The organism is Pseudomonas sp. LB3P31, assembly GCF_054897945.1.
The window spans coordinates 4540352-4566518 of the sequence record NZ_CM142710.1; the positions used below are offsets into that span (position 1 = coordinate 4540352).

Genomic DNA, 26167 nt, shown 5'->3' on the forward strand with positions numbered 1-26167 from the left:
ATGCATCAGGAGTCGCCAGTTACTGCTCTGAATCTTTTTTCAGCGCTGCCCGGGTCAGCTGTCTGCTCAGCTGTTTTTCATCATCGGCCAAGTCGATGAACAGGCGGTTATAGACCTCATCAGTCATGTCTTGCTCAGTCAGCACGACATTGTCGTCCACCTCCAGTCGCCGGGCGAGGTCCAGCAGGCGCTGTTTCAGCGCTTGTCGCTGTGCTGCTGGCTGATCCTTGGAGCTGGCCCAGGCGTCTTGAGCTTCGCGCAACTCATCCAGCAAATCGCTTTTGGCTTCGAACAGCCGGGTGTTGCGCCCGAATTCCTCCGGGTAGGTCTCGTGCAGGTATTTCTGCCAGAATGGCTGTTCGATCATATCGTTGACCAGGCCGTCGCCAGCTTCCATCGAGATTACGGTGTCGAAGGCGGTGTCGAGGGTGGCAGGGCTCACGCCGGCGATGGGACGATAGAGCATCGACTCCGATTGCCAGGGTAAATCGAGGCGCTGGGCAAGGCCTGTTTCATAGGCGAGGTACACCTCAACTTCATCGGGAGTACCTTCCCGGCTGCCGAAATCGGCACGGGCAATGTCGTCCACCCGCGCCAGGCGCGCAGCACCTTTGGCCAGGCGCACCAGTTTGCTTTCCAGCACCGCATTGGACGTCGACACGGCATAGGCTTCGCAAGCGAGTACCTTGATGCCCATGTGGTTGAACACCTGGGCTCCAGCATCGGCGCAGGTGGTGGGCGCCCTTGCCATTTCGAACAGTTCCTGGCGCAATTCCGTGTCCAGGTCGATGGCTTCGATCATGCGCCATACCCGGTCGCTGAGTTGCTGGCGCAAGACGCCACCGCTGCGGTAATCGGCCGAGCGGGTCTGCTTGTCGATCAGGGCAAAAAAGTCTTCGGAACCCGGCTCGGTCATCAGGTCGTCCCAGGCCTCTTCGCGGAAAGTACCCAGGCCGGATGCCTCGTTGCTCCACCATACGGTGTCATCGTTCATTGGCCACTGATCCATCGCGCGTGTTGCGGGGGCGGAATAGACTTGCTCGGGCGAGATGCCGACCGAGCGTCGATACTCTTTGTAGAGCAGCTGATTGCGCTCCGACAATGTGGTTTCGTCCAGGCGGGTGCGCGCGACGATGAAGGCGTCTTTGGAGCCAGGCACCACGCTCGGCAGTTCGCTGATCGGGTTATCCAGCATGTCGAGGAAGAATCCACGCGGGCGGCGCTTGTTGAGCGGAGCGAACAGACCGTCCGGCCACTTTGTCGCGCCGGTGGTGCTCAGACTCAGGATCCGCAGTTTAGGCATGCGCGATACATCCGGCAGCAGCCTCAGTCGCGGATTGTCATCAAACCTGATGGTTTCCAGGTGGGTCAGGTTGCGCAGTTGCTCAACGCTCGCTGGCGTCAAGGTGATGTCGTTGTTCATCAGGCGCAACGTTCGCAGGTGGTGCATCTTGCCCACGTTCTCCGGCAACTGCGTTAGCCGGCAACTCCTGGCACTCAGTTGGCGCAGGTGCGCGAAGCTTTTCAGCAATCCGGAGGACGATTCGGAAAAGCTTGCGCGGTCCAGGTTCAGGGTGTGGATCTGGTCCAGGTAGCGCTTGATGTCTGGCAGCTTCTGCCACCAGCGTTCGAGATCGATCACCTGCATGTCGGTGGACAGGTCCAGTACATAACCACCTTTGGCCGTGATACTGCGCTCTGCGAAGGCGATGGATTTTCTACTGAAACAATCGACCAGCCGTTCAGCAATGTGCAGCCCGCCACCGCCCGCGAACCCTTCTCGATCCGGGCCCCAGGAATCAGGCTGCTGGTAGTGCCAGCGATTCATCAGTACTTTCAGGTCATCCAGTTCACGATCCAGCCTTGTGAGGGTCTGATGCCCTTGCTCTTGCGATCCGAGGGAACGCACAAAGGTATTGACCTCCCGTTCGTCGAAGTGGGGGTAGAGGTCTGCGACCCGTTCGGTAAGCGTGGCAGCGGTGGACGAGAAGGCGGGACCGCGCAGCAGCGTCATGTCTTCATGGTTGGCCGTCGCAAGGATCGGTGGCGCGGCGAGGGCGCGGCGACGTTCAGCTGGAGTGTCGGTTTTAGCCATCACCCATTGCCTGAAAAACTCAGCCTGGCCCGGCTGATAACCCAGCTGTGTGCGTTTGTCGGCGGGCAGAGCGTTAAGGACAGCCTCATAGAAATCAGCGGCCTCGTGTAGTTGGAGGTTCGCGCCATCCCAGACCTCGAACTGGTTCTGGTCATTCTTGATCAGCAGCCGAACAGTCGAAGCGTCCGGGTTCCCCACGCTGTTGCGCAAGACTCCGTCATTGGCCCCTTGGCGCACCTCGATCCGCAAGTGCGCGAAGGTATCGGTGTGAATTCTCAGTGAGTTCAACACCAGGCTTTCGGTTTGCGCCGACCACTGCGCACCGTCGTGAAAGCCTTCATAGGCATGATTGGCCCGAACTTCGAAAGCGGCCTCCCGTGCCCGGCTCTTGAGGGCCAGAGGCAAACGTTGCTCTGTGGTCAGGCGCACAAGCTCGCCCGGTCCTGCGGTGTCCAGCAGCGTTTTTGCCGTGCGTGATGACAGCTCGGGGAACGCCTGGCGGATGACATGGATCTGCGGATCGTCGGAAGTTTCTGCACCCTGGTAAAGCTGATCGAGGATGTCAGCGTGCAGGCGATTCGCTTCATCTGCGAGGCGATTGCGCAGCGCCTGCACCTGATCAGTTTTTTTGGTCTCGGGCCCGAGCAACGCCTGTAGTTCTTCCTCGCTGAGAAACTCGACGAGGCTTGGCGCAAACTCCGGGCCCATGAGCTCGCTCAGGTTGGTAGACAGCGTTTGTGCAGCAGTTGCATCGGCATTGCCGTACTGGCGGAAGGGTCCGGTCAAATCGGATTTTTCGAAGACCTTCAGGGCTTTGTCCGCGGGCCAGCCATCGAGGTAAGTCACCAGCGGTTCGAACCAGTAAGAAGACGGATCGAGGGGTTGGCCTGTGCGGATGTTGTCTATGTCTTGCCGGGCCTGGCGCTGGATTTTCAAGCGAGTCAGACTGTCGTCCAGCAAGGGTGGCGGCGTCGTGTTTTCGACGTACATCCGGCGCAACGCGCCTTCGTCGGTGCCGCTGGCGATGCGTGCCTGTTCGAGCTGCGCGTCGCTAAAGCCGTCCACGGAGTGACCGAGACGACGCATAAGAGTCGGGCTCTCCCAGGCGCGCGGATTCTCGGCTTCATGGGTCCAGGCGCCACGGCCGTTGTGTTTGAGTTCGGGCAGATAAGCGTTGTCGCGAGTGGGATGCTTTACCCGATAGTCGCCGGTTTTCGGGTCTTTCTGCACGGCGTAGTGCTGGTTCTCCAGGCGCAGAATATCCTCACCCTCGTGGGCATGCAGCCCGAGCGTGTCCGGGCGGGAGTCAGCCGATAACAGCACATTCGGCCGTTCATACGGCTTGAGGTCGGGATTCCACAGCCGGGGTTCGCCGTTGGGCAGCGTGACCGGTTTCATGCCTTCGATCAGTGGTGACAGTTTCAGGCGTGCCAGGTCACCCACTTTCGCCCCGGCGGCAAACGCTACCAGTGACAGGAAGTCAGTGACGGCACCGGCAATATGCTCGCCGGCTTCGGTCCACATCCCGAAAGTCATGTCGACGATGCCTTCGACGACGTCGCTGGTCATCTGGTACGCCGAGTAGACCAGCATCAGCTCGCCCAACCCCGGCACGAACGGTGTGACGATCATCAGGGCGACATTGAAAATGTCCGAGACTATTTTCTTGAAGTTCTCCCACCATGCCCACCGGGCGTTGGAGTCCGCGTCGGCAGTGGACACGGCGATATGTCGGGCGTCGTTGAAGACCTTGCTGAGCTTCATCTCGAACAGGTACTGCCAGAGCTCGCCGGGGATGGGTGCGGCCCTGAAGTGCAGATTGGGATTGCTGACGGCCACTTCGCGCCAGCTGGGGCGTGGGTCCAGAGGGGCTTTTTCATGCCATTTCAGTACGAACAGGCGTTGCTGCAGCCCGCCAAAGAAGTGTCCGCGGTCAGCCTGGTCGACGAACCGGCTGAAGTATTGCTGATAGGTCATGCCGGTAGTCGACACCACAGCGTTATTGCGCAGCTGGCGTGTCAGTTCATCCATGAACGCGACCGTCGAGGGGTATTCCTTGAGCGGATGTTCGGGGTCTTGCGGCACGTAGGCAATCACCGGTGAAGCGCCTCGTGGGCGTTCTTCCGGTCGCGCAGTGAGCAAGACGATGCCGGTCAGCTGGCTGTCGAGAATGGACAACTCGCTGAATTGCATCACCCAGCCTTTGCGAGTGAGATTGCGCTGGCCCTCAAGCATCATCAGCACCAGATCGCGGGCGTCGGCGTCGATGTCGCCGGTCAGCACGGCCAGGTGAGCAGCAGCCTTGAACGCGGCTTTATCACTGCCGACGAGTTTTTGTTTCAAGACGCCCTGGGCCAGGCCGTCCTTGGGCTTCAACTGTTCTTCGAGGTATTTGGTGTAGCGCGCGCCGATGTCCAGTTCGCGACACAAGGCCTGGAACTGGGCGATGGACATTTTGCTTTTGATCGGCAAGATATCGAAGTGCCCGCGCGCGTCGGGTTGACTGATGAAGCTGGAGTCGGCTTCGCAGGTTTCCGTGCTCGAGAAGTTATGCAGGGCCGCGTCCAGCAAGGAAACGGTGCGGGTAACCACACCTCCCAGATCACTGGCGTACCACGGCAGGGTTTTCGGCAGGTACAGGTACAGGCAGGTTTTTGTCACATCGACGTCGACCTTGTACTTTTTCAGCAGGGCGTCGGTGAGTAGCGGTTCAGCGAATTCATAGACACTCTGTAACCTCTCCAACATCCGGTCAGCACTGTTCTGCGCTGACCAGAGTGCCAGATTAGCCTGTTGCAGCGGCGTGTGGTCGAAGTTCCTGGCGTCACTGATCCACTGCCCCGAAGCGGTTTTGGTCAGGCGCAGTTCGCTAATCCGTTGGATTGAAGCGCTTTTGAAAGCGGGGTTGATTCGATCCTTGATGAATTCGTAGTGACGACCTTTGGATTCGCCGGTGTCAGGGGAAATACTTCCTTGTATTTGCGTCATGTCTTTAATAAACCTTGAGCGATGAGTGGAGGTCCAGCCTATCGCTCGCGACTTAAAGTAAAAGTCGAATTTATCGCTGCTTGAGCGGGCCCGGGCGGCCCAAATCATTGGAATTATCCATGCCGAAAACAACCGAATACCGCACCGGTTTCAGCGGCGTGCTACCTCCACCGGCAGGCACTGGGTATGGGCACCTGGCTGCAGATAAGGTGTCAGGATTGGCGCCATGCCCTTGAGCACCTGCACCGGTAGCGCCGAGGTGAACTTGAAGGCTTCGGCGGTGCGACCGGGTACAAAAGCGGTCAGGGTACCGAAGTGGTTATCGCCGATGAAAAACACAAAAGTCGCCGTACGGTTGATTGACTTGGAACTGAGGATCCGTCCCCCTGAACCGATGGCTTCGATGCGGTTGTCACCAGTCCCGGTCTTGCCGCCCATGGCCAGGGCTTTGCCGTCGGGGGTGGTGAAGCTGCCCGACACCCGTTTCGCGGTACCGGCGTCGACCACTTGCGACAGGGCTTCACGCATGGCGGTCGCGACTTCGGAAGGCATCACCCGTTTGCCGACGTCCGGGTCGTTGATCAGTTTGGTTTCGTAAGGTGTATTGGCCGCGAAATGCAGGCTGTCGATGCGCAGCGTCGGCATCCGCACTCCGTCGTTGAGGATGGTGCCGATCAGCTCCGCCAGGGCTGCTGGACGATCGCCGGAACTGCCGATCGCAGTGGCCAGCGATGGCACCAGGTGATCGAACGGATAGCCGACTTTCTGCCAGCGCTGGTGAATCTCAAGGAAAGCTTCGATCTCCAGCATGGTGCGGATACGGCTGTCGCGCGCCCCTTTGTGCCGGCTCTTGAACAGCCAGCTATAGACTTCCTGGCGCTCGAACTGACTGGCCTTGACGATCTGGCTGAATTTGGCGTCAGGGTTGTTCAGCAGGTAACCCATCAGCCAGAGGTCCAGTGGGTGGACCTTGGCGATGAAACCCTGGTCCGGCAGGTCATAGGCACCAGGGCGATAGTTTTCATAGAGCCGTTCAAGGCGTTCGTCTGTGAGTTTTTCGGTGAGCTTGGCGCCTTTGAGGTGGGAGCGCACGAACGTGTTGAAGCTTTCCTGGCTGGCTTGCGGCAGCAGATAACGATGCACTGCAGCCATGCGGATCGGGGTGGGGCGCATGCCGTCGAGGAAGGTTTCAAGCCGCGCCTGGGTATCCTTGTTCTTGTATTTTTTCCAGAATTTGAGCAGGAACGAGGTGCCTTCGCGGTCGGCGAAACCGGCCAGGTATTCCTGGCGCCTGGGATCGCGGTCATCCTTGAGCAGCTCGGCACTGTTGCTGGGACCGGAATAGGTGGTGTAGCGCACCAGGTCGCGCATCAGTCGAATGAACGGCAGGTTGATTGACTCGCGCAGGGCGTCGCGCAGGCTAGGCAGGCGACCGTTGTCTTCCTTGCGGAAGTTATTGAAGGTGTGCAGCCCGCCGCCGGTGAAGAAGGCCTCGCCGGGACTGGCCGAGTATTTGCGGTCGAGGGCGGCACCGAGCATGGTTTGCAGGTTGCGGTCCTTGTTCTGGATCAGGTAGTCGATGGCCCAGCGGCTCAGGCGATCCTGGTCGGGCACGTCGACTTTTTTCAGCTCCGGGACGGTCATGGCGACGTACTTGTCGTGCAGCTCGGCGATGATCTGCAGATAAGTAGTCATTACGCGCATTTTTGCGGTGGAGCCCAGTTCCAGCTTGCTGCCCTCGTTGATGTCGAATGGCTGGTCGGTGCTGTCGGTCTGGACCCGTACTCGCGATCCGTCCGGGGTCAGTTCGAACAGGGTGAAACTGTAGCGCACTTGCGTGGTGCTGGTCGGGGTCAGCAGGCGTTCGCCCATCAAGCCGATCTGCGCGGCGAAGACCGGGTCGGCCAGGTGCTTGAGGTATTCGGTAGCCTGGGTTTGCAGGTCACCTTGCAGGGTGCTGGTGGCCGACAGGTCCAAGCGGTCCAGATCGTAAAGCGGACGGTTGAGCAGCCCGCCGAGGCGACTGCGGGCGACGCTGATGCCTTTATTGGTTTCGATCGGCTGCATCGTCGGCTGGGTGGCCCAGTCGCGGTAGGTGACTTTGCTCGCCAATGCGGCGGCCGACAGTTGCGCGTCGATCACGCCGTTCTGCGCCAACAACCGAATGTGGCTGTCGGTGAGGCTGGCCAGTTCATCGTGGCCTTTGGTCAGGTAATGCGAAGGACGGCGCTGGGCGATCATCAGTGACAACATCTCGCGCAAGGCCAGACCTTTGTCCGCCAGGCTTTTGGCATCGGTCTGGGTGCTGGCCAGACGTTCATTGGCCTGGTTGAAGTCGGCGCCGTACCACACGCGCAAACCCTCGGCCATGCCGTGCACTTCGCCATGGCCGGGCACGGCGGAGAGTGGCACGCTGTTGAGATAGTCACGCACTACATTCTGCCGGGCGACCATGGTGTCCGGGCCAGCCTGATAGGCGCGTACGGTGGCGGAAATCATCTGCCGCAACTTTTCCGCCCCCGATACCGTCAGGCCGTCGGGGGAATGTCGATATTTCTCGAGCTGAGTCGCCAGGGTACTGCCGCCTGCTGATTGCCCAGGCATGTGCAGCAACTTGGCGACCTGCGACCAGGCGGCCATGCCGAACCGAGGCCAATCGACCGCCGGGTTCGCCCGAGGCTGGCGCGGGTCGAGCAGGAAGCGGTTCTCGATGAACAGCAAGCTGTTGACTACCACCGGTGGTATCGCTTCAAAGCTTGCGTAGAGTTGCTGCGGATATTTGTATTGATAAAGCGGTGCCGCGCGACAATCGGTGATCGACAGGCCGACCTGGATTTTCTCCGCATAGGGAACGAAAAAACCTTTGCCGCTGTAGTCCATCAGCGCCTCGGAAAAGCGCGTTTGAGATTTCACCACGTAGTCGCGCTTGATCAGCCGCGGCAGAAACTCCCCCAGTGAGCTGTAGCCCAATCGCAAATCAAAGGGGCCCGCACCGGGGTAGTGGATTGCGTCACTGGGACCCGGTTGCAGCTTGTAATCAAGCGTTGCGGCAAATTTGCTGACTTCCCGGGATTGAAATTTTGACGTGCGCATTTCCTTGGCCGCCGCCAAGCCGACGACGATCACGATAATCAGCAACAACAGCCAGAAAGCCTTCCACCCGTGCTTGGAACCACGGGGTTTTTCAGGTGACGGCGCTTCATCCACAGCTTCAGTCTGGACCACGGTTTTACTCGAATCGGTTTGCCATAAAGCGCCCATAGTCGACTGATCCATTCACGCAGATTGATCGGACTTGTCTGAAGCTTAGTCGGTGGTTGGCGATGGTGAAAAAATTGTGAACACGGTTGTCGCCTATTTTTCGGATCCGCCACACACCCTGTAGCAGCTGCCGAAGGCTGCGATCGACTGCGCAGCAGTCGTAAACCAAGCGCCGTCATCTTCCTGAGAGACTGCGGCGCACAATGGCGACTGCTGCGCAGTCGATCGCAGCCTTCGGCAGCTCCTACAAGGGCGGCGATGACGACGCACCAATGCTGTGCAATACTCCGCGCCGTTTTACCAGCGAATAATCCTACATAAGCCAGGTAATGCCCCTCCGCAAACCGGGCTTTTACCGAGAGTTCTCGCTGAATGTTGTGGTTTATAGAGTGAAAAACCCTGTAGGAAGCTTTTTATACTGCACGCCCCGCTGATCTTGCAGGTTTTGTCCTGCAAGACGGTTCTGCCCACGAAGCAGGACCGGATCCATGCATGCAATGGCGACCTGTCAGCGCATCGCCTCTCGGTGGTCATATCCAATAACAATACGAGGTTGTACCCCTATGCCTGTCGGCAATCACCTGCCCCACGGCGAGACCGCTCAGGGCGGCCCGCTTAAACGCGAACTCGGCGAACGGCATATTCGCTTGATGGCGCTCGGTGCCTGTATCGGCGTCGGTCTGTTTCTCGGTTCGGCCAAGGCCATCGAAATGGCCGGCCCGGCCATCATGCTGTCCTATATCATCGGCGGTCTGGCGATCCTGGTGATCATGCGCGCGCTCGGCGAGATGGCCGTGCACAACCCGGTAGCCGGCTCTTTCAGCCGTTATGCCCAAGACTACCTCGGTCCGTTGGCGGGCTTTCTCACCGGGTGGAACTACTGGTTCCTCTGGCTGGTGACCTGCGTCGCGGAAATCACTGCCGTGGCGGTGTACATGGGCGTCTGGTTTCCCGATGTACCGCGCTGGATCTGGGCGCTGGCCGCTTTGATCAGCATGGGCTCGATCAACCTGATCGCCGTCAAAGCCTTTGGTGAGTTCGAATTCTGGTTTGCCCTGATCAAGATCGTCACCATCATTGCCATGGTGATCGGCGGTATCGGTGTGATTGCGTTCGGCTTCGGCAACGACGGAGTGGCGCTGGGGATTTCCAATCTCTGGGCCCACGGCGGCTTCATGCCCAACGGCGTGCAAGGCGTGTTGATGTCGCTGCAGATGGTGATGTTCGCCTATCTAGGTGTCGAGATGATCGGCCTGACCGCAGGTGAAGCGAAGAACCCGCAGAAGACCATTCCTAACGCGATCGGCTCGGTGTTCTGGCGCATCCTGCTGTTCTATGTCGGCGCACTGTTCGTGATCCTGTCGATCTACCCATGGAACGAGATCGGCACCCAGGGCAGCCCCTTTGTGATGACCTTTGAGCGACTGGGCATCAAGACCGCCGCCGGCATCATCAACTTCGTGGTGATCACCGCAGCGCTGTCGTCGTGCAACGGTGGCATCTTCAGCACCGGACGCATGCTTTACAGCCTGGCGCAAAATGGCCAGGCCCCAGCCGGCTTTGCCAAGACTTCAAGCAACGGCGTACCGCGTCGTGCACTGCTGCTGTCGATCGGCGCCTTGCTGCTGGGCGTCCTGCTCAATTACCTGGTGCCTGAGAAAGTCTTCATCTGGGTGACCGCAATTGCCACCTTCGGCGCGATCTGGACCTGGGTGATGATCCTGCTGTCCCAGCTCAAATTCCGCAGAGGTCTGAGCGCCAGCGAACGTGCCGGCCTGAAGTACAAGATGTGGCTGTTCCCGATCAGCTCCTACCTGGCGCTGGCGTTTCTGGTGCTGGTGGTTGGCCTGATGGCCTACTTCCCGGATACGCGCGTGGCGCTGTACGTTGGCCCGGCTTTCCTGGTGATGCTGACGGTGGTGTTTTACGTGTTCAAGTTGCAGCCGACCAATGTAACGGCTGGTGCGGTGCGTTCGGCTTCGTAAGCCTCACGTCAGATGCACAAAAAACCCGGCCCTTATGGCCGGGTTTTTTTACGTCAAAAGATCGCAGCCTTCGGCAGCTCCTACAGGGGGGCAGGGTAGGAGCTGCCGAAGGCTGCGATCTTTTGATCTTGATTTCTACCGCCCGTCAGAAACACAACCCTACATGCGATTTCTGACAGCAGACAAGCTCAAATACATATGACCTGAAAGCAACGGGTGGGCCGCCATGCGACGCTTGTGGAAAGGAATGTCCAGCTACATAGTGATCGGGATCGCCAATACGCTGATTCATTGGCAAATCTTTTTCCTGCTCAGCGTCGCGGCTGACTACAGCCAGGCCATCAGCAACCTGGTGGCGTTCTGCGTGGCCGCTTCGTTCTCTTTTTATATGAACGCGCAGTTCACCTTCGACGGCAAAACCTCGGTCGGCAACTACGCTCTATTTCTGGGGACCATGGGCGCACTGAGCCTGGGGGTCGGCCATATCGCCGATGTCTGGAGATTTCATGGTCTGCTCACAGTCGGGCTGTTTTCCGCATTAAGCCTGGTGCTGGGCTTCCTGTTTTCCAAGTACGTGGTGTTCCGCGAGCGTGCGCAATGAAAATTTCGCTCATCGTCCCGGTGTTCAATGAAGAGCAGGCGATCAACCTGTTTTATCAGGCAGTGCGCAGCGAGTTGAAGCTCGACCAGACCGAGGTCGAGATCGTCTTCGTCAACGACGGCAGCACCGACCGCACCGCGGAGCAGGCCGCAGCGTTGGCGCAGGTCGACGATCAGGTGATGCTGATCAATTTCTCGCGTAATTTCGGCAAGGAACCTGCGCTATTCGCGGGTTTGGAACACGCTACCGGCGATGCAGTGATTCCCATGGACGTTGACCTGCAGGACCCCATCAGCGTCATCCCGTTGCTGATCGAACAGTGGCTGAAAGGCGCCGACGTGGTGCTCGCCAAGCGCCGCGACCGCAGCGCCGACGGTTACATGAAACGTCACAGTGCCTCGCTGTTTTACCATCTGCTGAACCGCATTTCCTACACGCCGATCGAAGAAAATGTCGGCGATTTCCGGTTGATGGACCGCAAGGTCGTCGACGTGATCCGCGCGCTACCCGAGCATCAGTTGTTCATGAAAGGCGTGCTGTCCTGGGCTGGTTTCACTACCGTGGTAGTGGAGTACGAACGCGCCACTCGCGTGGCCGGCAACAGCAAATTCAATGGCTGGAAACTTTGGAACCTGGCGCTGGAAGGCGTGACTTCGTTCAGTACGGTGCCGCTGCGCTTGTGGACCTACGTTGGCGGCGCCATTTCGATCTTCGCCGTGCTGTATGCGGTGTATATGGTGCTGGACAAGATATTCTTTGGTAACAGCGTACCCGGTTATCCCTCGTTGATGACTGCGATCCTGTTTCTCGGCGGCGTGCAGCTGATAGGTATCGGCATCCTCGGTGAGTACGTGGGCCGGATATACATCGAAGCCAAGCATCGACCGCGTTACGTGATCAAGGACATCGTTGGCGCCAGACAGGGGCGCAGTCTTTAGCATGGGCCGCCTGCGCGACGCTTTGACCCGGGAACTGGGGCCGCGCCAGGTCTGGCTGTTTTTTTTACTGGCGACGTTGATATACATCCTGCCGCTGATCCTCGCAGACTACCGCTACATCGATGACAACTGGCGCTCGCTTTCTGCCGGCACCGCCTGGGCCGGGCAAGGACGGTTGTTTACCGAGCTGTTGTACAACGCGCTGAGTTTCAGCGACGCCGCGCCGAACATCTTTCCATTGCCGCTGCTGATCGCCTGCATCGCCATGGCTGCAGCGCTGACCAGCCTGACGTTTCATTACTGGCGCGAACCTACGGTTTGCAGATGCCTGATCGTGCTGCCGCTTTGGTACAACCCGTTCTTCCTGCAGAACTTGTCCTACCAATACGACGGCCCCGCGATGGCATTGAGCGTGGTGGCGGTGATCTACGCCATCACCTTTCGGCACCCTTCGCGCAGCGTGCAATGGCTGCTGCCGGCGTGTCTGATTGCACTGGGATTGGGCCTGTACCAAGTGAGCTTCAACGTGTTTCTCGGCCTGTGCTGCCTCGAAATCCTCAGAGGCGCCCATGAGCGGCTGGACTGGCAGAAGTGGCGCGCGCTGGTCGGCTGGAAAATCGCCCAGGCGGTTCTTGGTGCGTTGATCTACAGCGTCAGCGCCTATCCATTCACCCAGCAGAAACGCACTCAGCTGTTAAACATCGATGCCGAGCCCTGGCTGCAGGTGCTGATCAATATTGGTCGGGTGCTGGAAAAGGTCCAGCTGCTGTTTCATGGCGGGTTCACCTGGGTGTTCGGCGGATTGCTGCTGTGTGCGATCGCGGGAGCGGCACGACTGGGGCACGTTATCTTCAAGCGTCGAGACAGCGGGCCCAAGCGCCTGCTGATCGGCCTGGTGTGTCTGTTGATCTTGCCGCTGGTGACGCTGCTGGTGTCGGGAATGGCGCTGGTGTTTCGCGACTTCAATGAGGGTGCACGGACCTTGATGGGGTTCGCGGTGTTGCTGGTGTTGCTGTTTTATCTGGGCCATCTGGCATTGGCGCAGCTCCACCCGCGCCTGCCGTTGCTGCTGGCATTACCGCTGCTGGCGATGTTGTCGCTGTCGTACGCCTATGGCCGCGTTCTGACGGTGCAGAAAGCCTTTGCCAGCAACGCCCTGGCCAGTCTCGCACACGACATCAACGCCCATCGGCAACTGCGCGAAGCCAAGCGTATCTATCTGTCGGTGACCTATTCAGATTACTGGCTCACCGGCGCCACAGGCTCATTCAGGCAGATGCCGGTGCTGCATTACTTGCTCAACATCGACTTCTACATGCTGGCGGAAAACCTGCCCAGCGTCGGCATCACCAACGTGGTGGCTGAGAAGGAACGGCGCAATGCGACGCGGGTGGGGTATCAGGGTTATCCGGCGCTGGTCGACAGCCAGTACTACCGGATTTACCTGAGGGGGGATTACGGGTTTATCGTCATCAAGGAGCCGCAACCGATCAAGGCATTGCGCTGGTAAGCCTCAAAATTCTTCCATCAATACGACGATGCATCCTCGTGCCTGATACTGGTTGATCTGCGGAACCAGGCGCCTAAAGTGCTCGGATTGGCAATGGGCATCCAGTGCCGCCTGATTCGGCCACTGCTCAATGAAAACAAAATGGCCGGGGTCTTTTTGATCGACGAACAGGTCGTAGGCGATGCAGTCCGGCTCCAGTCGAGTCTGTTCAACCAGCTCCGCGTACCACGGGCGAACGGTCTCGACGAATTCGTGCTTGATGAAGTCCTCAGCAATTACTTTCAACATATTGTTCTTCCTTGAGCTGACGCCAACCTCGGGGCAAGGCTGGCTTGCACATTCCTTATGCCGCTACCTCTTCGTTAGGTTCAAAACTGTCCGCCCGCGCCATCTGCCACATCCGCGAATAGAACTCGCCGTTGATTTCGCCGGTGAGCAACTCCCCCGGTTTGAGGAACACGTGCAACTGCGAGAACAGCTTTACCTCGGTGGCCGACATGCGCCGCACCAGGTGCTTGGCCGAGAGTTGCGAGGGGTGGTCGAGGCCGGCGGCGGCGAGCATTTCGGCGAGGGCCTTGAGAGTGTTGCGGTGGAAGTTGAATACGCGCTGGGCCTTGTCCGGCACCACCAGGGCACGCTGGCGCAGGGTGTCCTGGGTGGCGACACCGGTCGGGCATTTGTTGGTGTGGCAGCTCTGCGACTGAATGCAGCCGATGGCGAACATGAAACCCCGTGCCGAGTTGGCCCAGTCGGCGCCGATGGCCAGCACGCTGGCGATGTCGAAGGCGCTGACGATCTTGCCACTGGCGCCGAGCTTGATCTTGTCCCGCAGGTTCAGGCCGATCAGGGTGTTGTGCACGAACAACAGGCCTTCGCGCATCGGTACGCCGATGTGGTCGGTGAATTCCACAGGCGCCGCGCCGGTGCCGCCTTCCTTGCCGTCGACGACAATGAAGTCGGGAAGGATGCCGGTTTCCAGCATGGCCTTGGCAATGCCCATGAACTCCCACGGATGACCGAGGCAGAGCTTGAAGCCCACTGGTTTGCCACCCGACAGTTCGCGCAGTTGCTGGATGAACTGCATCATCTCGATCGGGGTTGAGAAGGCACTGTGACGCGACGGCGAGATGCAATCCTCGCCCATCAGGATGCCGCGGGTTTCGGCGATCTCCCGGGTGACCTTGTGCTTGGGCAGGATCCCGCCGTGGCCAGGCTTGGCGCCCTGGGACATCTTGATTTCGATCATCCGCACTTGCGGTGTCTGCGCCTGGGCGGCGAAGCGTTCGGGATCGAAACGGCCGTCAGCGGTGCGGCAACCGAAGTAGCCGCTGCCCAGTTCCCAGGTCAGGTCGCCACCGTTTTCCCGGTGGTAGGCGCTGATGCTGCCCTCGCCGGTGTCATGGGCGAAGTTGCCCAGTTTTGCACCCTGGTTCAGCGCGCGAATCGCGTTGGCGCTGAGGGAACCGAAGCTCATCGCCGAGATGTTGAACACCGATGCCGAGTAGGGCTGGGTGCATTGCGGGCCGCCGACAATCACGCGAAAGGCGCTCGGGTCGCTCAACGGTGCCGGGCGCATCGAATGGCCGATGAATTCGAAACCTGACTGATACACGTCGATCAAGGTGCCGAAAGGTTTGTCGGCGCTTTCATTTTTTGCCCGGGAATACACCAGCGAACGCTGGGCCCGGGAGAAGGGTAGGGCGTCGCTGTCGGATTCGAGCAGGTACTGGCGGATCTCCGGGCGTATGCCTTCGACCAGATAACGGATGTTGCCCAGAATCGGATAATTGCGTCGTACGGCGTGGGGACTTTGCAGCAGATCGAACACGCCGATCAGGCTCAGCACGCCAGTGACGGCGGTGATCGGCCACAGCCATTCGTGGTGCAGGAACGGCAGGCTGGCGAGGGTGAAAATCACGCAGGCGGCAAAGAAGGCGTAGCGGCTCAGGAGTGACAGGCTCATACGGTTTCCTTGGGTTCGGACCCGGTTCTTTTAACAGATTGCGCCGACAGGATATACGCCGCAGAGCAAAGCCACAGTTCTTTGCCCATTCGCGTTGAGCATGGGATCCTTGCGGTTTTCTTCGCGAGGGCCATTTTCCATGTCCGCTATTCCTGCGCAATCCGCTGCGCTTATCCGCATCGCTGCCGCCCTGTTGATCGGCCCCGGTGGCCGTACTTTGCTGGTGCGCAAGCGCGGCACCCAGGCCTTTATGCAACCTGGTGGCAAGATCGAAGCCCATGAGCAAGCGGTCCAGGCGCTGGCGCGGGAATTGGAAGAAGAACTGGGGCTGCTGATTGATCCGGCGCAGGCTACCTACCTCGGCCAGTTCTCGGCTCCAGCGGCCAATGAGCCGGGTTTTGTCGTGCAAGCGGAGCTGTTTCAATTGTCGATCGATGCTGACGTATCGCCGGCGGCGGAGATTGAGGAAGTGATCTGGATTGACCCGGCCACCGACGGCAACGTGATGTTGGCGCCATTGACACGGGACCTGATCCTGCCGTTTTATCGAGATTCAATCAGCGCGACTGCCTGATCTTAGCCGGACGAAGGATTGCCCATGATTCCACTTCCAGACTTGCTGATATTTGCCGCCGCCGCACTGCTGATGGTGCTCACGCCAGGGCCGAACATGATCTACCTGATCTCCCGGTCGATCTGCCAGGGGCGCAAGGCCGGCGTGACTTCGTTGCTGGGAGTGGTGGCGGGCTTTTTCGTGCACCTGTTCGCCGTTGCTGCGGGTTTGACTGCGGTATTTCTGGCTGTGCCGCTGGCGTATGAAGTGTTGAAGTGGGCTGGCGCGCTATATCTGTTGTGGCTGGCCTGTCAGGCGGTAAAACCGGGCGCGCGGTCGCCGTTCGAAGCGCAGCAGTTACCGCCAGACTCCTCGCGCAAGCTGATTACCATGGGCTTTCTCACCAGTGCCCTGAACCCGAAAATCGCGGTGTTCTATCTGTCGGTGTTTCCGCAGTTCATCTCCCCCGCACACGGCTCCGTGTTCACTCAAAGTATCGTGCTGGGGCTGACGCAGATCAGCGTGAGTTTTTTTGTGAACCTGCTGATAGCGCTGTTTGCGGCGGGCATTGCGTCGTGGTTTGTGAGCAACCCGACCTGGCTCGCGGTGCAGCGTTATTTCATGGGGTTTGTGCTGGCGGCATTGGCGGTGCGGTTGATGCTGGAGCAACGCAGGGCGGCCTGAACGTTTTAGGAGCGAGCTTGCTCGCGAAAAACGGCAGAAAACTGCGGGCATTCAGTGTTCCCGTGTCATCGTTTACGTCCATCGCGAGCAGGCTCACTCCTACAGGGGAAAGCGTCAGTTTGGAGGATGTGCACGACCAAACAAGCGCAGCGCGCCGGCTTGACGCCTTGGTCGGCCCGAAGGCCGCCACGGCGAGGCCGTAGATCGCAGGCGCCCCGTTAACCACGCTGGCCGAACGCAGGTATTGCGCAGCGGGTAAACCGGCAAGGATGCCGGTTTAGCCGCGCTGGCCCATGGATGGGCCATCGCGGCGGCCCGCGGAGCAATGCCGGAGTGAGGGCACACCGAGCCTAGGCGAGGTGCCGAGTGGAGGGGCAAAAAGCGCTTGGTTACTTGGGGCCGGGGCGCGCAGCCATCTCCAAGTGACCCGCTGTAAAAGCGGAACCAATAGAAGCCATGACCGCAAAAACGGATATGTACACCCGAAGCCGCCATCGCGAGCAAGCTTTGCTCCCACAGGATGGTCTGCACCCAAAAGTTGGTGTGGCTCTGTGCTCGCGCTAACGAACTGCACTAACCCCATCCAGAGTCGAAAACGACGTGTCTTTTGCCGTCAGCAAAAAATCGCGCATATACGGCGCATCCAGCATGTCCGCGCGAATCCCCGCGTATAGCGTGGCGAACAATCCCTTCTCCCCCAGCCGCTTGGCCTTCACATAACCCCGTGAACTGTATTCATGCAACGCCCAATGGGGCATGCCGCACACGCCACGGCCGCTGGCGACCAGCTGCATCATCATCACCGTCAACTCTGAAGTGCGAACCTGCGCCGGTTCGATATCCGCTGGCTCCAGGAAGCGCGTGAAGATGTCCAGGCGGTCACGCTCCACCGGATAAGTAATCAAGGTTTCGCTCAGCAAATCTTCGGGAACAATAAAGGCCTTGCCCGCCAGACGATGCTGGTTGGCCACCGCGAGCATGGCTTCGTAGGTGAACAGCGGTACATAGGTAATGCCCGCCAGTTCCTGGGGATCCGACGTCACCACCAGGTCCAGATCGCCACGGGCCAACGCCGGCAGCGGGGCGAAGGAAAAGCCCGAGGCCAGGTCCAGCTCGACCTCCGGCCACGCGTCGCGGAACTGGTCGATGGTCGGCATCAGCCACTGGAAACAACTGTGACATTCGATCGCCATGTGCAGACGCCCTGCGGTGCCACCCGCCAAGCGCGCAATGTCGCGTTCGGCACCGCGCAGCAGTGGCAGGGTGGCATCGGCCAGTTGCAGCAGGCGCAAGCCAGCGCTGGTGAAACGCACCGGCTTGGTCTTGCGCACGAACAATGGCATGCCCATGCGTTCTTCCAGCTCCTTGAACTGATGGGACAGCGCCGACTGGGTCAGGTGCAGGCGGTCGGCCGCATCGACCAGGCTGTCGGCTTCGCGCAGGGCGTGCAGGGTTTTCAGGTGGCGGATTTCAAGCACCGATAGGCTCCATGAGGAAAACTTGTGATCAACACGAAAAGGTTGAGTTTGTCTCATGTTGCCCTGGCTGTCGACAATAGCGCCATGTTCCACACCCTATTTTGATAGAGAGCGTTCACCATGGCACTGGCCCACACCCTTGGTTTTCCCCGCATCGGCGCAGATCGCGAATTGAAAAAAGCCCTTGAAGCCTACTGGAAGGGCGATCTGGATCAGGCCGCATTGCAGGGTGTCGGCCGCCAGTTGCGCGCCACCCATTGGCAACTGCAGAAAGACGCCGGCATCGACTTGCTGCCGGTTGGCGACTTCGCCTGGTACGACCAGGTGCTGACCCATTCCCTGACCTTCGGCGTGATTCCACAGCGCTTCGACAGTGCCAGGAACGCTGACGGCCGGCCGACCCTGGACACCTTGTTCGCCATGGCCCGCGGCGCGACCGCGACTTGCTGCGGCGGCGAGCACGGTACCACGCCATATGCCCAGGAGCTGACCAAATGGTTCGACACCAACTACCACTACCTGGTCCCGGAATTCTGCGTCGACCAGCAGTTCAAACTGAGCTGGGAGCAGCTGTTCGACGAAGTCGACGAAGCCCTGGCACTCGGGCACAGCGTCAAGCCGGTGATCATCGGCCCGCTGACTTACCTGTGGCTGGGCAAGGCCAAGGGCGACGAGTTCGACAGGCTCGACCTGCTCGAACGCCTGCTGCCGGTCTATAACGAAATCCTCGGTCGCCTCGCCGCGCAGGGCGTGGAGTGGGTACAGATCGACGAACCGATCCTGACCCTCGACCTGCCCCAGGCCTGGAAGAGCGCCTTCGAGCGCGCTTACCACATCCTCCAGTATTCGCCGCTGAAAAAACTCGTGGCCACCTATTTTAGCGGCCTGCAAGACAACCTCGGCCTGGCCGTTGGCCTGCCGGTACAAGGCCTCCACATCGACGCCGTGCGCGCCCCGGACCAACTCGGCCAGGTGCTGGATCGCCTGCCGACCTACAAGATTCTCTCGGTGGGCCTGGTGAACGGGCGCAATGTCTGGCGCTGCGAGCTGGAGTCGGTGCTGGCGCAACTGCAACCGGCCCAGGAGCGTTTCGGCGACAACCTGTGGGTCAGTAGTTCCTGTTCTCTGCTGCACAGCCCGGTGGACCTGGATCGCGAAGACAAGCTCGATCCGGAGCTGAAAAGCTGGCTGGCATTCGCGGTGCAGAAATGCGGCGAAATCGCCGTCCTGCGTGACGCCCTCAATGATCCGCAAGCACCCAAAGTGCGTGCCGCCCTGGCCGAAAGCCGTGCCATCCAGGTAAGCCGCGCCGAATCACCGCGCATCCACAAGGCCGAAGTGCAGGCGCGGCTTGCCGCAGTCGACGCTACCGACAGCCAGCGCCAATCGCCCTTTGCCGAACGTATCCAACAGCAGCGTGCGCGCCTGCAACTGCCGGCGTTGCCGACCACCACCATCGGCTCGTTCCCGCAAACTGCGGCAATCCGCCTGGCGCGCCAGGCGTTCAAGCAAGGCAAGCTGTCGGCCAACGATTACACCGACGCCATGCACAGCGAAATTCGCCACGCCGTGCAAGTTCAGGAGCGCCTGGGCCTGGACGTACTGGTGCACGGTGAAGCCGAGCGCAACGACATGGTCGAGTACTTCGCAGAGCAGCTGGATGGGTATGCCTTTACCCGGTTCGGCTGGGTACAGAGCTATGGTTCGCGTTGCGTAAAACCGGCAATCATCTACGGTGACCTGAGCCGTCCGCAGGCCATGACGGTGGACTGGATCACTTATGCGCAAAGCCTCACCGACAAAGTCATGAAGGGCATGCTGACCGGTCCCGTGACCATGCTGATGTGGTCGTTTCCCCGGGAAGACGTCTCGCGCAAAGTCCAGGCGCAACAACTGGCGCTGGCCCTGCGTGATGAAGTGGTGGATCTGGAAAAGGCCGGGATTAAAATCGTGCAGATCGACGAAGCCGCATTCCGCGAAGGCCTGCCGCTGCGTCGAGCGCAATGGCAGGAGTATCTCGACTGGGCGGTGGAAGCGTTCCGCCTGACCGCCTCGGGCGTGCGCGACGAAACCCAGATCCATACGCATATGTGCTACAGCGAATTCAACGACGTGATCCAGGCCATCGCGGCCATGGACGCCGATGTCATCACCATTGAAACCTCGCGCTCGGACATGGAGTTGCTGGAGGCGTTCGAAGCCTTCGACTACCCCAACGATATTGGCCCGGGTGTGTACGACATTCATTCGCCACGAGTGCCCGACACCGGCGAAATGGTCAAACTGCTGCGCAAGGCTGCGCAGCGGATTCCGGCGGAGCGCCTGTGGGTCAACCCCGATTGCGGACTGAAGACCCGAGCGTGGCCGGAGACTGAGGCGGCGCTGGTGAATATGGTGGCGGCAGCGCGCCAGTTGCGTAGCCAGTTGGCTTAAAACTGTAGGAGCAAGCTCGCTCCTACAGAAGGCTTTTGTTTTACAGGTTTTCGAAATGCACGAGCGCGGTCGAGCGTTTGCCGATGTCGGAGTAGGGCAGTTCGGCGTCGTCGGCATGGGTCAGATAGCGGTGTTCCGGCAACTTCAAATGGGCTTTTTCGAACTCGGCGAAAGCCGGTGCCGCGCGGGTGTAATGGAAGTGTGCGTACCACAACACTGTTGGCGGGGTCTGCGATAGGTCGCGAATTTCGTACTCCTGCATGTGGTCGTTACGACCGTCGCGACGTTTTCCCAGATACTTGATGGGGTTGATTCTGCGTACCTCCACGGCGTTGTTGCGCACCAGATCGTCGAGCATGCCATCGGTGGGTTTTTTACTGCGCAGTGCCTGCCGGGTGCGTAACGTGCGCCCGCTGGCGGTCAGCTCGGTGGCCTTGTCGCGTAGTTGCTGGATTAGTTCATGGCGCGGCGAAATCGCCTCGATGGCAGCAGCCCGGCGCGTCAGTTCCTGCGCCTCGCTGAGCATCAGGTGTTCCAGGTCTACCGGCAACATGTCCCGATCGGCGTAGGACTGCACCCGGGTTTGATAGGTGGCCTGGGATTGCAGGCGATTGCGAGCATCAGTCAGCAGCGACTCCAGCTCTCTTGGGGCAGAGTGCGAAGTCGCCGACCGCGGGTTCAACAGACGGAATTTGCCATCGCTGCCCTGTTCCCAGATTTCCACATGTCCGCCTTGTCCGGTCAGCGTGAATTGGTGTTTCTGGGTGGTAGGTTCCCAGTGCTCAACCCCAATCAGCAGCTGGTCGTCTTCGGTGGTGAAGATTTTCTTGTTGCTGTGGCCGGCGGGCCTCTGCGAAGCAGGCTTGGCGATGCCTTTGCGCGCTCGTTCGGACAGTTTCTCGATGTTCATCAGCAGTGGGTCAACCACTTCCATGTGAAAATGCTGGGGATAGCCGCTGGTCCAGGCCTGCATGCCGCGCCGAAATTGAGTGTAGACGACCAGGCAGTCTTCCAGAATCCGGGTGCGCTGGGCGCGGGTGGCGTTGGTTTCGGCCAGGCCGAACTGGGCCAACAAGGCGCGCTCGAAGCGCTCGCGCAGGCCCATTGTCTGGCGTTGCAGGTCAATCCAGGACATATCGCTGGTGGTGCCGACACGCTTCACCATTTCCAGCAAGTGTCCGATTCGTATCGGTAGCACCTTGGCCGGGTGGAACCGCTGGTTGACTGATTCGATCTCCGCCTTGAGCTCACCAAAGGTGAGTTCATCACGGCTTGGATTGTTGCGATTTTTCTTAGGGGGAGTGATTTCCCCGAACCATTGGTTCATCTTGCCTATCAGCTCTTCGAGCTGATCGAACTCGTGCACGATCTGCACTCGTACATTACGCAGTTCTTCCAAAACGCCCAGGTACTCATCAAGCCGGCCTTGTGGCACCTCATCCAGACGAATCATCAGCGCCTCGGCTTGACTCACCAATGCAGCGGTCCTGCCGCTGGCCAGATGCACACGGATTTTCGTTCGGTCGGCCACCAGCCAGGAGCAATCGCTTTGCATGTGGATCGCACTGGCTTTCTTGTTGCCGCTGCTCAGGGCGCGTACTCCCGCCAGTGCTTCATAACGGCGGGTGCCCAGCTCGATATCGTTGATGCAGGCGGCGTCGGCTGCCTGTCCAAGCTCGGCAAGCTCCTCGGGCTTACCGGTGCTGTAGCGCCTGAGGACCTCTTCGGTTTGCGCACATTGGGTATTGAACCTATGGGCCAGAGCATCGGCGGTGTCTTGCAGTTGACCCTGGCGGCGATAGGCCTGGTCTACCCACCAGCGCGGCAGTCGTTCACGTATGACTCGCGGCCAGAGTGGATCGAAGGCTTCGGCCAGGTGACCGAAGACCTGCCCGCCCCCGAGACCTCCGCCTTCGAACGTGACCCCGTAGACGCCATAGTAGGTGTCCCATTGACCCGCTTCATCGAGCGCAATGGGCTGCTTGTAGGTTTTTTGAGTGTTACCACTCAAGCGCCAGTTGCGAGAGTCTGCGCTGCGCTCCACCTTGAATACCAGCCCTTGACGCACAATGAAGTCACCGTCGCTATGACGGTAGATGTTGCGATAGATCCCGTGAGTGGCTGGCTGCAGGCTGGCCAGGGATATCGGCTTTTCATACTCGTAACCGGAAAAGCGTTTGACTACATGCTCGGCGTGGCGAAGCGAGATTGCCTGGAATGCACCGGTATTTCTGGCCAACCTTTTTAGCTGGCGCACCCGCGTGAGACCGCGAGCTGTCCGGGACAGCACTGATGCACTCGCTTCACCCGGCAGCAGGTCCATGCTCGCATCGATCAAGGACATCAGCGTCGATTCAAGCTCGGTCAAGCCCTCGGCAACCTCTCCACGCAAGAAGGCTGCCGCTGCCTTGTTGGCGTCGGTCCATGCGTCGTACAGGGAGATGGCGGTCCCGACGAAGGGCACCACTCCCAAGGCCATTCTTATGTAGTTGAATGCACGCGGGCCTTGGAGAGCGTAGCGTTCAAAATACAAGGCGTCATTGGACCGGGAGGTACCGCGATGCGCTTCGATCAGCCGGCCCATGTGCGCGTTGAGCAGGTGGGCAGCCAGCGAGGTGGTCGCCGGCCAGCGTGTACCCACGCCGATCAATCCGTCGAAGTTCTTGATCAACGACTGCGTGATGCGGCTCTTGTGAGAGTCGACCTCACCCAGAATTGCCCGACCCGCCAAATAGTTGGCCCACTTGTCGTGCAGGCACAGGTTGAACAGGGCCTTGCGGGCCTCATCCAGGCTGTCGTATCGGCGCAGAAACTGGCCATCGGGACTGTCAGGCGCGTAGAGCAGGGTAGCGCCGCGGACCTGTTCCTCGATGAAACTCACCCCCGACAGGGTAACGGGGCCTTCTTGGGGCGTATCCTTTCCGCCGGGGATCAGACATGCCGGCAGCAAGACGACACGCTTGCCCTCCGTGCGCCAGGCCTCGAGGGTGTTGGCGTCGATGGCGATCTTCAGCACCTGCAAGTCGTCAGCATTGATGTGTTTTTGCAGGAGCGCAGTTTCGCCCTGTAGCTGGAGCATCAGCCTCCAGGGCTCGATAAGGCTTTCGCGACGATGCTCAACCACGAAATCTGATTCGCCGGCCCCTCCATGGAATGCCGCGCGGATAAGCGTTTCATACCTCAGGGGAAGGTCGAGTTCTGGCAGCAGCCGTTTCACGTAATCCCGGGTGATACCATTTTTCAGCGTCCGGCGTACGCTTTCATCCTTCGCCTGCACTTCCACCTGCATGAAACCCACTCGCAGGACCAGCGGATCCTGGCTCATCGACGGGGTGTTATCGATGTTGTGCTGGGCCAAGTCCTCGAGGGTCATTTTGCTGCGAGTTCTACTCGGGACTGGTACCACTATTCTCGGAGGCGGCGACGGCAGCGGCTTCACGGGGGCGGGCACGACTTGAAGTTCCAGGCGCACCGAATCAGGAAGGTCCAGGGTCACACTGAAATTGCCCTGCACCAGGAAGTCCTTGCACAGGCGTTCGTGCAAATGTTTGCGGGTGAAGTCGTCCCGTGGTTCCAGCGCCACGGTCATGAGTTTGTGGCTGCGATACATCGATTGGATGTACGCACTGATCAGGCTTTTGAATCGACGCCGTTGGTCCTCACCCAGGTTACTCAGCCAGTCGGGAACATTGGCGGTGAGGATGGCGCTGCGTTCCTGCTCTTGCAGATGGGCGAAGGCCAGGGTTCTGGCCGCGTGCACCGGCACTTGCAACAGCGCTCGGGTTTTTTTGCGCAGGGCATCCAGCTGTTCCGCACGCTGGACAGACTGGGCTGGATCGGCATGGCGCTGGCGTATCCCAGCCGACTGTTCTTCAAATTCGCTGGTGAGTTGGTTCAAACCGTACAGGAGCGCGTCACCGGTAATTTGAGTCAGCGCCAGCGTCATCCCCGAACTTGATCTGGAAATGCGCAATACGTCCTGTTCAAGCTCTCGACGGTTGGCGAAGCGTTGCAGTCCCCCGCCACTGCCTGGCCAGTAAAGCAGCACGCTATGGGGCGAATCGGCTTCCGTGAGGGCATCGGCCGATGTCACGAGAATGACGCCTCGCAGTGTCTGACTGTGTGCGGCGCTTTGGTCTGTGTCCTGTGACGCCAGTGTCAGGGTAAGGCTGGCCGCTACCGGTTCGTTAACGGGGTCGTCGGCAGAATCCAGCAGGGCCAGGAGCAGGGCCTGTTCATCACTGTTCAGTTGTTTGAGGGCCGCTTGCAATGCGATTTCCGCGCGCAGTCCTGATTTGTGGGCGGAGTGCAGGTCGGTAAAGGCTCGCTGGAACGTGACGAGGTCCAGGGTTCGCGAGCGGTGCAGCAAGTCAGACACCGCCCGGTCGGCGGCCTTTTCGGCACTTACCAATGCCTCGAGCTGGTCCTTGAAAGGTTGCAGGCCTGAGCCGTCGCCCACTTCTTCAATCAGTTTTTCAAGCGCTTCGCGCTGGTTGGCCAGTGCGGCCTGGCGCATTTCCCATAGGGTATCTGGATACAGACTGCCGAACAGTGGAAGCTGAGCTACGGTGATTTCCTCTGGCGACTCGATCTGTTTGGGCGGCAAGGCGATAAAGCTGGCGATGCGCATCTGACGCTCGACCTGCTCAACTTGAACCAGCGATTGCGCCCCGTTGGCCGCCAGCCCGGGCTTGCCCCGCGAGCCATGACGCAGTGCACTGACCTGAGCCTGTTGGCGAGCGGCCAACAGATCGTTTGCCCCCAGCGTAATCGGATCAGACTGCAAGCTGTATTCGAAACTCAGGTTGTCGGTGGGTAGCCCGATCGGGACCAGTGCCTGCTGTGTCAACCAATCCTCCATGTCACTGCGCTGGTTGAACGGCTGGATTGCTACCGGTCGACTGGGCAGGTATAGCAGGTTGATGACGCTGGCCGGATCCCCGACGGTCACGACCCAGGCACCGGTGAGTTTGACGCGGGCCTGGTTGCTCAGCACCAAGGCCAACTGTTCGGTGTGGATGGGAATACCGTTGAGCGTCAACGCGCCGTCGGGCGGATCGATGATCAACAGAAGAGGCGCGAGTTGCTCTTTCGTGAGTTTTTTTTCAGCATAAGCCAGTTGGGCGGCTGCCTCGAAATGGTTCCGGTAGTGCTTGTTAGTCCATGCCTGTCGCGACATTGCGGTACCCGTAGCACGGCCTTCCCAAAAACTGCGCCAGCGTTCGGATTGTGCCTGCACCGGATCAAGCGACTTGAGTCGCCCAAGCATTTGCACAGGCGTCATCTGCGCCAGCGGATGTGCGCTATCGAGTCCGCTGACCTGGCATTGCTCATCCAGCGTGGTCTCCAGCGAGGGATGCTGTAGCACGAAAGCGCAAGCATCAGTGAAGCCGACGAAGCGTTGCTGCCTTCCCGGAGTGGGCCCGAATAGCAGGCCGGCTGTCTGCCCGTCCAGATTCAGCTCGCGTTTGAGCAGATGATCAATCGTGTCCCTTACCCCCGGGCTGGCAGCCAGCAGCTCGAGCCAACCCTGGCGGCATTCGTGCCAGCGGGCCAACGCGCTGAGATACAGGCTGGTGTTTCGCAGAGGGGGTAGTGGGGATGAAGAGGGTATGAAGCTGGTCGGCGCAAGCTCAAAGTCAAAATCCAGTTTGTCGGTCATCGAAACAGGCTCGGTG

At 59.7% G+C, this 26167-nt stretch carries 13 protein-coding genes; 7 read left to right on the top strand and 6 right to left on the bottom strand.

Annotation, left to right across the window (positions count from 1 at the left end; all coding sequences use genetic code 11):
• Positions 1-19: 19 nt before the first annotated feature.
• Both ACYZTK_RS20705 and ACYZTK_RS20710 read right to left on the bottom strand, forming a co-directional pair.
• Positions 20-5083: an NEL-type E3 ubiquitin ligase domain-containing protein gene (locus ACYZTK_RS20705; RefSeq protein WP_462011536.1), complete on the bottom strand. Its 5064-nt coding sequence runs from the start codon at positions 5081-5083 to the stop codon at positions 20-22.
• Positions 5084-5233: 150 nt separating this feature from the next.
• Complete coding sequence (locus ACYZTK_RS20710; RefSeq protein ID WP_462011537.1) at positions 5234-8344, bottom strand: transglycosylase domain-containing protein; 3111 nt, start codon at positions 8342-8344, stop codon at positions 5234-5236.
• Between the two features lie 563 nt (positions 8345-8907).
• Between ACYZTK_RS20710 and ACYZTK_RS20715 the strand changes: the two genes are divergently transcribed.
• From ACYZTK_RS20715 to ACYZTK_RS20730, 4 genes are all read left to right on the top strand, one after another.
• On the top strand, positions 8908-10329 hold the full coding sequence (locus ACYZTK_RS20715; RefSeq protein ID WP_462011538.1) for an amino acid permease: 1422 nt from the start codon (positions 8908-8910) through the stop codon (positions 10327-10329).
• Positions 10330-10555: 226 nt separating this feature from the next.
• Positions 10556-10930, top strand: a complete 375-nt coding sequence (locus ACYZTK_RS20720) for a GtrA family protein (RefSeq protein WP_462011539.1) — start codon at positions 10556-10558, stop codon at positions 10928-10930.
• Positions 10927-11868, top strand: a complete 942-nt coding sequence (locus ACYZTK_RS20725) for a glycosyltransferase family 2 protein (protein ID WP_462011540.1) — start codon at positions 10927-10929, stop codon at positions 11866-11868. The genes ACYZTK_RS20720 and ACYZTK_RS20725 overlap by 4 nt, the downstream gene beginning before the upstream one ends.
• A 1-nt stretch (position 11869) precedes the next feature.
• Positions 11870-13378 (top strand): glucosyltransferase domain-containing protein, encoded by a 1509-nt coding sequence (locus ACYZTK_RS20730; RefSeq protein ID WP_462011541.1) that lies wholly within the window; start codon positions 11870-11872, stop codon positions 13376-13378.
• A gap of 3 nt (positions 13379-13381) precedes the next feature.
• Here ACYZTK_RS20730 and ACYZTK_RS20735 read toward each other — a convergent pair whose 3' ends face one another.
• Both ACYZTK_RS20735 and ACYZTK_RS20740 read right to left on the bottom strand, forming a co-directional pair.
• Entirely contained in the window at positions 13382-13666 is a 285-nt protein-coding gene (locus tag ACYZTK_RS20735; protein WP_462011542.1) for a putative quinol monooxygenase, read from the bottom strand.
• 55 nt (positions 13667-13721) lie between these two features.
• Entirely contained in the window at positions 13722-15341 is a 1620-nt protein-coding gene (locus ACYZTK_RS20740; protein ID WP_462011543.1) for an FMN-binding glutamate synthase family protein, read from the bottom strand.
• Between the two features lie 139 nt (positions 15342-15480).
• On the opposite strand from ACYZTK_RS20740, the gene ACYZTK_RS20745 reads away from it, so the two are divergent.
• On the top strand, positions 15481-15915 hold the full coding sequence (locus ACYZTK_RS20745; RefSeq protein ID WP_462011544.1) for an NUDIX hydrolase: 435 nt from the start codon (positions 15481-15483) through the stop codon (positions 15913-15915).
• Positions 15916-15939: 24 nt separating this feature from the next.
• Entirely contained in the window at positions 15940-16578 is a 639-nt protein-coding gene (locus tag ACYZTK_RS20750; protein ID WP_462011545.1) for a LysE family translocator, read from the top strand.
• Between the two features lie 560 nt (positions 16579-17138).
• Here the strand turns inward: ACYZTK_RS20750 and metR are convergent.
• Entirely contained in the window at positions 17139-18056 is a 918-nt protein-coding gene (metR, locus tag ACYZTK_RS20755) for a transcriptional regulator MetR (RefSeq protein WP_462011546.1), read from the bottom strand.
• A 120-nt stretch (positions 18057-18176) separates the two neighbouring features.
• On the opposite strand from metR, the gene metE reads away from it, so the two are divergent.
• Complete coding sequence (gene metE / locus ACYZTK_RS20760; protein ID WP_462011547.1) at positions 18177-20489, top strand: 5-methyltetrahydropteroyltriglutamate--homocysteine S-methyltransferase; 2313 nt, start codon at positions 18177-18179, stop codon at positions 20487-20489.
• 40 nt (positions 20490-20529) lie between these two features.
• Here metE and ACYZTK_RS20765 read toward each other — a convergent pair whose 3' ends face one another.
• Positions 20530-26151: a dermonecrotic toxin domain-containing protein gene (locus ACYZTK_RS20765; protein ID WP_462011548.1), complete on the bottom strand. Its 5622-nt coding sequence runs from the start codon at positions 26149-26151 to the stop codon at positions 20530-20532.
• Positions 26152-26167 lie beyond the last annotated feature (16 nt).

What these genes read in the sequence shown, in the direction of transcription:
- ACYZTK_RS20725 (WP_462011540.1), top strand. Translation starts at nt 10,927, where the DNA reads ATGAAAATTTCGCTCATCGTCCCGGTGTTCAATGAAGAGCAGGCGATC.
- ACYZTK_RS20730 (WP_462011541.1), top strand. Translation starts at nt 11,870, where the DNA reads ATGGGCCGCCTGCGCGACGCTTTGACCCGGGAACTGGGGCCGCGCCAG.
- ACYZTK_RS20740 (WP_462011543.1), bottom strand. Translation starts at nt 15,341, where the DNA reads ATGAGCCTGTCACTCCTGAGCCGCTACGCCTTCTTTGCCGCCTGCGTG.
- ACYZTK_RS20710 (WP_462011537.1), bottom strand. Translation starts at nt 8,344, where the DNA reads ATGGGCGCTTTATGGCAAACCGATTCGAGTAAAACCGTGGTCCAGACT.
- metE (WP_462011547.1), top strand. Translation starts at nt 18,177, where the DNA reads ATGGCACTGGCCCACACCCTTGGTTTTCCCCGCATCGGCGCAGATCGC.
- ACYZTK_RS20720 (WP_462011539.1), top strand. Translation starts at nt 10,556, where the DNA reads ATGCGACGCTTGTGGAAAGGAATGTCCAGCTACATAGTGATCGGGATC.
- ACYZTK_RS20715 (WP_462011538.1), top strand. Translation starts at nt 8,908, where the DNA reads ATGCCTGTCGGCAATCACCTGCCCCACGGCGAGACCGCTCAGGGCGGC.
- ACYZTK_RS20705 (WP_462011536.1), bottom strand. Translation starts at nt 5,083, where the DNA reads ATGACGCAAATACAAGGAAGTATTTCCCCTGACACCGGCGAATCCAAA.
- ACYZTK_RS20745 (WP_462011544.1), top strand. Translation starts at nt 15,481, where the DNA reads ATGTCCGCTATTCCTGCGCAATCCGCTGCGCTTATCCGCATCGCTGCC.
- ACYZTK_RS20765 (WP_462011548.1), bottom strand. Translation starts at nt 26,151, where the DNA reads ATGACCGACAAACTGGATTTTGACTTTGAGCTTGCGCCGACCAGCTTC.
- ACYZTK_RS20750 (WP_462011545.1), top strand. Translation starts at nt 15,940, where the DNA reads ATGATTCCACTTCCAGACTTGCTGATATTTGCCGCCGCCGCACTGCTG.
- ACYZTK_RS20735 (WP_462011542.1), bottom strand. Translation starts at nt 13,666, where the DNA reads ATGTTGAAAGTAATTGCTGAGGACTTCATCAAGCACGAATTCGTCGAG.